Origin of the sequence: Peribacillus sp. NPDC006672 (assembly GCF_050274955.1) — a bacterium.
Taxonomy (GTDB): domain Bacteria; phylum Bacillota; class Bacilli; order Bacillales; family DSM-1321; genus Peribacillus.
Genome location: NZ_JBNNOR010000015.1, coordinates 87,952 through 97,722, shown reverse-complemented (window position 1 = coordinate 97,722; position 9,771 = coordinate 87,952). Strand labels below are relative to the sequence as shown.

Annotated in this window: 7 protein-coding genes; all 7 read right to left on the bottom strand. The window is 39.7% G+C overall.

Going from position 1 to position 9,771, the window contains the following annotated elements; translation table 11 throughout:
* Positions 1–440 precede the first annotated feature (440 nt).
* Positions 441–2,987 (bottom strand): DNA gyrase subunit A, encoded by a 2,547-nt coding sequence (gyrA, locus tag ACQKKK_RS21080; RefSeq protein WP_427618822.1) that lies wholly within the window; start codon positions 2,985–2,987, stop codon positions 441–443.
* 96 nt (positions 2,988–3,083) lie between these two features.
* A complete protein-coding gene (gene gyrB, locus ACQKKK_RS21075; protein ID WP_427618824.1) occupies positions 3,084–5,009 on the bottom strand; it encodes a DNA gyrase subunit B in 1,926 nt (641 codons plus the stop codon).
* A gap of 78 nt (positions 5,010–5,087) precedes the next feature.
* Positions 5,088–5,351: an extracellular matrix regulator RemB gene (remB, locus tag ACQKKK_RS21070; RefSeq protein WP_061440301.1), complete on the bottom strand. Its 264-nt coding sequence runs from the start codon at positions 5,349–5,351 to the stop codon at positions 5,088–5,090.
* Between the two features lie 12 nt (positions 5,352–5,363).
* Positions 5,364–6,482 carry a DNA replication/repair protein RecF gene (gene recF / locus ACQKKK_RS21065; protein ID WP_048687943.1) on the bottom strand — a complete coding sequence of 373 codons (1,119 nt, stop codon included), beginning with the start codon at positions 6,480–6,482 and terminating at the stop codon, positions 5,364–5,366.
* Positions 6,483–6,503: 21 nt separating this feature from the next.
* On the bottom strand, positions 6,504–6,716 hold the full coding sequence (gene yaaA / locus ACQKKK_RS21060) for a S4 domain-containing protein YaaA (protein ID WP_427618821.1): 213 nt from the start codon (positions 6,714–6,716) through the stop codon (positions 6,504–6,506).
* Between the two features lie 218 nt (positions 6,717–6,934).
* On the bottom strand, positions 6,935–8,071 hold the full coding sequence (dnaN, locus tag ACQKKK_RS21055; protein WP_427618819.1) for a DNA polymerase III subunit beta: 1,137 nt from the start codon (positions 8,069–8,071) through the stop codon (positions 6,935–6,937).
* A 192-nt stretch (positions 8,072–8,263) separates the two neighbouring features.
* Positions 8,264–9,613 carry a chromosomal replication initiator protein DnaA gene (gene dnaA / locus ACQKKK_RS21050; protein WP_427618817.1) on the bottom strand — a complete coding sequence of 450 codons (1,350 nt, stop codon included), beginning with the start codon at positions 9,611–9,613 and terminating at the stop codon, positions 8,264–8,266.
* Between the last annotated feature and the right edge of the window lie 158 nt (positions 9,614–9,771).

Here is a 9,771-nt window from a genome sequence, read left to right as displayed (position 1 = left end):
TGCTCATTTTGCTTTTTTAATAGTGTGTGCTCACTTAAAATTTAACGTTGGCGCTTTGTTTTGTTCAGTTTTCAAAGAGCAATTTCGTTGTCGTTCGCTTAGAAACGACTTTAATAATATATCAACTATATTATTTTTTGTCAACAACTTTTTTTCTTTCGATGTCGACTTAGTTATTATATCCAGTATCAGAAATAAAAGCAAGAGTTATTTTAAAATAAATAAATATCTTTAATGATTTATCATTTTATAGCTCAAAAATAGGATGATTGTGATTCTCCTCATGATCCTTGGCGGTTAGACTTTCCGTTTTATTTAATAATCTTTTATACTCCACAATCTCATATTCAGTCGCTTGATATTCACATTTTGAAAATCATCCAATACGCAAATAAAAAAGACCCAGCTTAGATTGCCTGGGTCTCTTGGTTATGGAAGAATTATTCTTCCGTATCCTTTTCAGTTTCTTCATTTTCTTCGATTACAGTAGGTTCAGAGTCAGAAACCGTATCTATTGTTGGGTTCTGTTCCTCATCTATTTCTTCTTCTTCTTCTCTTCCAACAATGGCTACCGTCGAAACGTATTCATTGTCTGCTGATTCAAGTCGAATGAGTTTAACCCCCTGTGTATTACGGCCCGTTTTAGAAATGCCTTCGACTTCCATTCGGATCAATACACCAGCTGCTGTAATCAACATCAAATCCTCATCTATACCTGTAACTGTTTTAACAGCTATAAGTTCACCGTTTTTCTCAGTGACATTACATGTTTTGATCCCTTTGCCGCCACGGCTTTGAATACGGTATTCTTCCGCAGAGGTCCGTTTTCCATAACCGTTTTTCGTAACGATCAGGACCTCTTCATCATCTTCAAGAATTTCCATACCGACCACTTCATCATTCGACCTTAAGGAAATCCCTTTCACTCCCGCTGCAGTACGTCCCATTGTCCGTACATCCGTCTCAGGGAAACGAATCATCATCCCGGATTTCGTTCCAATTATGATCTGTTTGTCTCCATTCGTAAGACGCACGGAGATCAATTCATCATCTTCACGCAAACCTAAAGCAATTAAACCGTTATTACGGATATTTGCAAAAGACGACAAAGGAGTACGCTTTGATATCCCATGTCTGGTCGTGAAGAATAAATACCAATTATCGGCAAATTCTTTCACCGGTATGATTGCATTGACCCACTCGCCTTTATCGACTTCCAACAAGTTGATAAGTGGCAATCCTTTTGCCGTCCTACCATACTCAGGTATTTCATATCCTTTGGAACGATAGACTTTACCTTTGTTAGTGAAGAATAATAGAGTGTCATGAGTCGAAGTGGTTAACAAGTGACCGACAAAGTCATCTGTATTCGTTCCCATGCCCTGTATTCCACGCCCCCCGCGTTTTTGACTGCGGTACGTGGTTGCAGGCAAGCGTTTAATATAACCGTTATGAGTAAGTGTCACGATTATATTTTCCTCTGGGATTAAATCCTCATCTTCCAGGCTTTCAAAGCCGGCTAATGTGATTTCAGTTCTCCGTATATCGTTAAAGCGTTCTTTAATTTCAAGAAGCTCTTCACGAATAATTTCAAGAACCTTTTCCTCATCAGCAAGAATGGCCTTATATTCTGCAATTATAGCCATTAATGCTTGGTATTCATCTTCAATTTTTTCACGTTCCAGACCAGTCAAACGCTGTAAACGCATATCCAGGATAGCTTGCGCCTGTTTTTCGGAAAGTGAGAATTGTGTCATTAAGCCTTCACGGGCAATTTCCGTCGTTTGGGAACCGCGGATTAACGAAATGACCGCATCCAAATTATCAAGTGCAATACGCAAACCTTCTAAAATATGGGCACGAGCTTCCGCTTTCCGTAATTCAAATTCTGTCCTGCGCCGTATGACCACCTGCTGGTGCTCTAAGTAGTAGTGCAGGCATTGTTTTAAATTCAGCACTTTTGGCTGACCGTCCACCAAAGCAAGCAGATTGATTCCGAAGGTCGTCTGCATCGCGGTATGCTTATAAAGGTTGTTTAAAAGGACATTTGCATTAACATCCTTTCTAAGCTCCATGACAATACGCATGCCATTACGATCCGATTCATCCCGTAGATCAGTAATGCCTTCAATTTTCTTATCTCGAGCAAGTTCTGCAATTTTTTCAATCAATCTTGCTTTATTTACTTGATAAGGGATTTCTTTAACAAGGATTACCTGTTTACCATTGGGCTTTTCTTCAATCTCGACTTTCGCCCGTTGGATGATTGACCCTTTTCCAGTTTCATAGGCCTTTCTAATTCCGCTTCGTCCTAAAATTAAACCGGCTGTAGGAAAATCCGGACCAGGGATGAATTCCATCAACTCTGGAATTGTAATTTCAGGATTCTTGCTTAAAGCCAATACGCCGTCAATTACCTCACCTAGTTGATGTGGTGGAATATTGGTTGCCATCCCTACTGCTATACCTGATGAACCATTCACTAACAAGTTCGGAAAGCGGGCAGGCATAACAGCTGGTTCTCTTTCTGAACCATCGTAGTTATCCTGGAAATTAACCGTATCTTTATTTAAATCGCGAAGTAACTCCATCGAGATTTTCGACATTCTTGCTTCCGTGTACCTCATTGCGGCAGCTTGGTCTCCATCGACTGAACCGAAATTCCCGTGACCATCGACAAGCATATAGCGATAATTAAACGGCTGAGCCATCCGTACCATCGTTTCATATACAGCAGAATCACCATGCGGGTGATATTTACCGATTACTTCACCGACAATACGTGCTGATTTTTTAAATGGTTTATCCGAAGTCATTCCAAGATCATTCATTGCATAGAGAATTCTTCGGTGTACCGGTTTTAAACCGTCCCTTACATCAGGCAAAGCCCGAGACACGATAACGCTCATCGCATAATCCAAAAACGATGTCCGCATCTCGGTACTTATATTTATTTCTTTTACACCTGATCTTTCATTTTCTGACATGGAGCCAACCTCCTATAAAAAGCTTATACTCTCATTTAGTTTTAACTATTCACGCACTATGTAAAGAACAGGATGTAAAAAGCATCCTGTCAAAAATCAGATATCGAGATTTTTTACATAAATTGCATTTTCCTCAATAAAGTTACGTCGCGGTTCCACCTTATCGCCCATCAACATCTCGAAAGTTTCATCGGCCTCGGCAGCATCTTTCAAACTGACTTGGAGCAGCGTTCTCGTATCAGGGCTCATGGTCGTTTCCCATAATTGCTCTGGATTCATTTCCCCTAGCCCTTTATAGCGCTGCAGGTTAGGCTTTGGAGTACTTGGCAAACTCGCCATAATCTCTTCAAGCTGGCGATCATTATAGGCATAATCCACTTTTTTCCCTTGCTGAATTTTGAAAAGTGGCGGCTGGGCAATATATATATACCCATACTCGATAATTTTTCGCATATATCGGTAGAAGAATGTCAACATCAGCGTTCTGATATGGGCACCATCGACATCCGCATCGGTCATGATAACAATTTTATGATATCTGGCCTTTTCAATATTGAATTCATCACCAATGCCTGTTCCAAGTGCTGTGATGATCGTGCCTATTTCTTCATTATGCAGGATTCTGTCCAATCGCGCTTTTTCAACATTCAGGATTTTACCTCTTAAAGGTAAAATAGCTTGGAAATGACGGTCCCGTCCCTGTTTAGCCGAGCCTCCCGCCGAGTTTCCTTCAACGATGTACAATTCGCTGATAGCCGGGTCTTTAGATGAACAATCCGCCAATTTCCCCGGTAGATTGGATACTTCCAAAGCACTTTTCCTTCGTGTCAATTCACGGGCCTTCTTGGCTGCCATACGTGCTCTTGCTGCCATCAGCCCTTTATCTATAATTTTTCGGGCCACTGCAGGATTTTCGTATAAGAAGGAATCAAGCCTTTCCGAAAGAATGGAATCAGTAACCGTCCTTACTTCAGAATTTCCCAGTTTGGTTTTCGTCTGTCCTTCAAATTGAGGTTCAGGATGCTTAATCGAAATGATTGCCGTTAAACCTTCCCGGACATCTTCACCGGAGAAATTGGAATCAGCTTCTTTTAAAAGACCATTTTTCCGTGCATAATCATTGATGACCCGGGTTAAAGCAGTCTTGAATCCAGATTCATGTGTACCGCCTTCATAGGTATGGATATTATTGGCAAAGGAAAAGACATTACTGATGTAGCTGTCGTTATATTGCAATGCCAATTCAACAGAAATTCCATCTTTCTCGCCTTCCATGAAAATCGGTTCCTCATGCAATACCTCTTTAGAACGGTTCAAATGCTCAACATAAGATTTGATGCCGCCCTCATAGTGGAAATCCCTGATTTTCTCTTCTTCCCCACGTTTATCTTCAATGATCAGCTTCAAGCCTTTATTCAGGAATGCAAGCTCACGGATACGTGTGGCTAATGTATCGAAATCATATTCCAAGGTTTCCGTGAAGATTTCACCATCCGGAACGAAGTGTGTAGTCGTGCCGGTATGATCGGTTTCCCCGATAATTTTCAAATCTTCTTTAGGGATACCGCGGTTAAATTGCTGATAATGGATTTTACCTTCACGATGAACATAAACTTCCAATACCGTGGATAAGGCATTAACTACTGAAGCCCCCACACCATGCAAACCACCGGAGACTTTATAACCTCCGCCGCCAAATTTACCGCCCGCATGAAGGACCGTCATGATAACTTCTACAGCTGGCCGTCCCATTTTTTCTTGGATACCGACTGGAATCCCCCGTCCATTATCGACTACGGTTATGCTATTATCTTCTTCGATCGTCACTTTGATTTCCGTACAGAAACCAGCTAGTGCCTCATCAATACTATTATCGACAATTTCCCAAACAAGATGGTGAAGTCCTTTTGCAGAGGTAGTACCGATATACATCCCCGGACGTTTACGAACTGCTTCTAAGCCTTCTAAAACCTGTATCTGATTCTCATCGTATGCCTGAGCTTGTACTTCTTTTTGTTCCATTGTCATTCGTATCACCTACACTTTTCTTTTGGCATTTATCAAATTTTTCAGGAGTGATTATAACGTTTTAGCTACAATTCAAAGAATATCTATATCATCGATTAAGAGCGATGGCTGCAGTGAACGCTTTTTCAAAGTGGACGACGCAAGCGGTGAATAATAGACCTGTTTATCCGTCACCACAATCGACTTAACCGAGTTTTTTTCTAAATGGTAAGTTACATCAGACTTTTTCTCCAAAAATTCACTCATGATTGGAGAGGCCTGGAGCAGCTTCTTATCTAAAATGGCTATGACATCGTCCGTTTTCACAAGAATGTCTTCACCAATATGGAGATACATACATTCACCTCATCATTTAACCTTTTTTATACTTCCTTGACTAACATAAAAGGTGGACGCTTCTCTTAGGGTTTGATGATCGATTCCATCAACGGAGGGTGTCGTCACAAATGTTTGCACTTTCCCTTGTATCGTATTCAGTAAATGAGATTGACGGAAATCGTCAAGTTCCGATAACACATCATCCAATAATAAAATGGGATACTCGCCTATTTCTTCATGGATCAGCTCAATTTCGGCAAGTTTCAAGGACAGGGCAGTTGTACGTTGTTGTCCTTGTGAACCATAAGTCTGGACATCACGGTCATTCACAAAAAAAACCAGGTCGTCACGATGAGGACCTACCAGTGTTACACCACGTTCAATTTCCCTTGTTTTTATTTTATCAAATTTTTCTGTGTATACTTCTATCATTTTCGTCAAATCCATAGATTCTGATACATCAAGCGACGGTTTATATTGGATTTTCAATACTTCTAGATTTCTGGAGATCCCCGAGTGAATCGGCTCTGCCCATTGCTGGAGCTTTAAAAGAAACTCGTATCTTCTTTCGACAATTTTCGCTGCATACTGAATAAATTGATCAGTCAGCACGTCAAGCATCGTCGTATCCGTTTGTTTCCGGGTCTGCAGAAGCTTTAAGTAATGATTTCTTTGTTGAAGTATTTTATGATATTGGCTCATATCATGAAGGTATACGGGAGAAACCTGGCCAATTTCCATATCTATAAAACGGCGTCTGACTAGAGGACTTCCCTTCACAAGGTTAAGATCCTCAGGCGCAAACATGACCACATTCATATTTCCGACATATTGACTCAATTTTCTTTGTTCAATATGGTTGCACTTCGCCTTTTTCCCTTTTTTTGAAATGGTCAGCTCAAGTGGTATTGAGGTATTTCTCTTTCTAACTCTACCTTCTATTTTAGCATACTCTTCATCCCAGCGAATAAGTTCTTTATCATTTGAGGTCCGATGGGATTTTGCCATTGCTAAAACGAAAATAGATTCCATGACATTTGTTTTTCCTTGAGCATTTTCGCCGAGGATTACATTGACTTTATTTTCAAAAGTCAGATTCAGTTCGGTATAGTTGCGGTAATTTTTCAAACTTATATTTTCAATATACATATTCCGCTCTTCCCTTATGTTTTAGCTTGAAATTGTGTAGGCGCCAAATCCAGGAATCTCTATTTTATCACCTGATCTTAATTTCCTGCCTCTTCTCACGTCTAATTCGCCATTAATGTAAACCTCGTATTCACTTAAGAACCATTTCGACATTCCTCCGCTTTGGATCAAATCAGCCAATTTCAAGAATTGTCCAAGCGTAATATATTCTGTGCTTATTTTTATGGAGTCCATTATGCCTCACTCATTTCTAAGTAGTCTTTAATATTTCATTTTACTAAATAAATGCCATTAAGACAAAGTATAGCATTTTCAGCTCTTGTTTTTAGCGGTTTTGAGTTCCATACAGTATTAAAAAAATGTTAAAAAATCTTTTGGAACCTATGTTTAAATATAAAAAAATTAAAGACCTGCTTAACAAGCCTTTAATTATTTTGAAATATTATTTTAAATTAATAAGTCCTTACAGGAAGGATTAATTGCAGCATGGAATCATCATGTAGTGGACGAATGACAAACGGACGCATTGCACCGGTGAAATTAATTTTGATCTCGGAACCTTCCAATGCCTTTAAAGCATCCATAACAAATTTAGCACTGAATGAGATTTTCAGATCTTCACCTTCAATGGCTTCTGCCTGAACTTCCTCGATTACTTTACCAATTTCAGGTGTATTGGAAGAGACTTCGATTATCCGTCCTTCCAGTGTTGTCAATTTGACGACATTATTTCTTCCTTCCCTCGCCAATAAAGATGCCCTGTCAATAGCTTGGAGAAAATCCTTTGTATGAACAGTCACATCTGTTTTGCTATCCGATGGAATCAATCGTGATGTATCGGGATAGTTCCCTTCAAGTAATCTAGAGAAGAATAATAAATTTTCAGCTTTGAAAAGTACTTGGTTTTCGGTAATGACGATTTCAATGAGTTCGTTAGTATCATCAAGGATTTTACTCAACTCATTCAGGCTTTTACCTGGGATTACAACGCTATAGGTCCCTGTAATTTTATTTTCTATTTTGGCCGTTCTCATTGCCAGCCTATGACTGTCTGTTGCAATACAGGTCAATTCATCATCCTGAACCTTTAAGTTTACACCTGTTAAGATGGGGCGTGTTTCTGACGTGGACACTGCAAAACCCGTTTGGCGAATAAGGGTCTTTAAAAGGTCCGTCGGGAGTTTGAAAATATTTTCTTCTTCAATGATTGGAAGATGTGGATATTCCTCGGGATCCAGTCCATTTAAATTAAATTCGGCTTTACCTGAGCGGATAATCGTTTGAAAGTTGTTTTCCACTTCAATTTCTACAGTATCCATCGGCAGCTTTTTAACAATTTCACTGAAAAAACGGGCATTCAGGACAATACCGCCGCTACTTTTCACTTCAACAATCTCATCGCCGTCGACTTCAGCAGGAATGAATGATTGAATGGAGATATCTGAATCGCTTCCTGTTAAAGTGACACCCTCACTAGTAACGCTTATTTTTATCCCCGTTAGAATTGGAATCGTCGTTCTTGATGTGACTGCCTTCATTACTTCTTGGACACTATGAACTAATCGATCTCTTTGGATTATAAATCTCATGTTTCATCCTCCAATTTATTATTGCCAAATAGGCATATTTATTAATAATTTTTATTAAAAAAGATAGTAGTAATAGTAGTAGGGCCTGTTGATATGTGGATAAGTCCAATCAACCTAAGGAAAAACAGTCCATCCACTTGTGGACAGACTGTGTGTAAGTTGTCGTCAGTTATACACATTATCCAGAATTGATTATACCCTCAGCTGTTCCTGGATTTCCTTAACCTGACGTTGTAGCTGGGTGTCCGTTTGCATGAGCTTAGAAATTTTTTCATGCGCATGGATGACGGTCGTATGATCGCGACCTCCAAATTCATCTCCAATCTTAGGCAGGGATGAGTCCGTTAACTCCCTGGAAAGATACATGGCAATCTGTCTTGGAAAGGCTACGGATTTAGTCCGTTTTTTCGCCTTGAAATCCTCCAATTTCACACTATAATGCTCACCAACTGTTTTTTGGATTTCTAAGATGGTGATTATCTTAGGTTTGGAGCTTGGGATGATGTCTTTTAATGCTTCGGCTGCTAAATCGGCATTAATATCCTTATTAATTAATGAAGAATAAGCGACGACACGAATGAGTGCACCTTCAAGCTCACGAATATTGGAATCGATTTGGTTGGCAATATAGAGCATGACTTCATTCGGGATATCAAGACCCTCAGCTTTTGCCTTTTTACGCAATATAGCAATCCGCGTTTCTAGATCAGGAGGTGTGATATCCGTGATCAAACCCCACTCAAACCTGGAGCGGAGGCGATCCTCAAGTGTAGGGATCTCTTTTGGTGGACGGTCACTCGAGATGACGATCTGTTTGCTTTCTTCATGCAACGCATTGAATGTATGAAAAAACTCTTCTTGAGTTTGTTCTTTTCCCGCAAGAAATTGAATATCATCAATTAATAAAACATCTACGCTTCGGTATCTATCACGGAATTCCCCAGCTTTATTATCCCGGATTGAGTTGATGAATTCATTCGTGAATTTTTCAGATGATAAATAAACGACCTTAGCATTAGGATTATGCTCAAGAACATAATGTCCGATTGCATGCATTAAATGGGTTTTCCCTAGGCCTACGCCTCCGTATATAAATAAGGGATTATAGGCTTTGGCAGGAGCTTCTGCGACAGCGAGAGACGCGGCATGGGCAAAACGATTGCCGGAGCCGATGACAAATGTATCGAAAGTGTTTTTCGCATTCAGCATATGCTGTGGAAATGCAGCATGGTCTTTATCCTGTTTTTTTATCTTTTTAGGTTGAACAGGAACGGTAAAATCATCATCTTCTTGATTTGGGGGAATGATGAATTTTGCTTCCAATTCCTCACCGGTAAGTTCAAACAATACATCAGAAATAAGATGGGAATAGCGTTCTTCAAGCCAATCCCTGGCAAATTCATTGGGGGCGGTGACTGTTAATGTATCACCTTGCAGTAAATAAGCCTTGGTTGATTTAAGCCAAGTTTCAAAGCTTGGTTTACTGATTTTTTTTTCGATTTTTCCTAGCGCCTGGTTCCAGAGGCTATCGATGTTATCCAAACTTATCCCTCCTTTGCAAATTATTTTTATTAATAGAATCTTAAATGTATAGGCACAAATAAACTCATCGATTGCCGTCTTTATATAAATTTTGACAGCAAAGGTTCGGTGAGCTGTAGGGATTTGTGTGTTGTAATGTGAATTCCCTATAACTATAT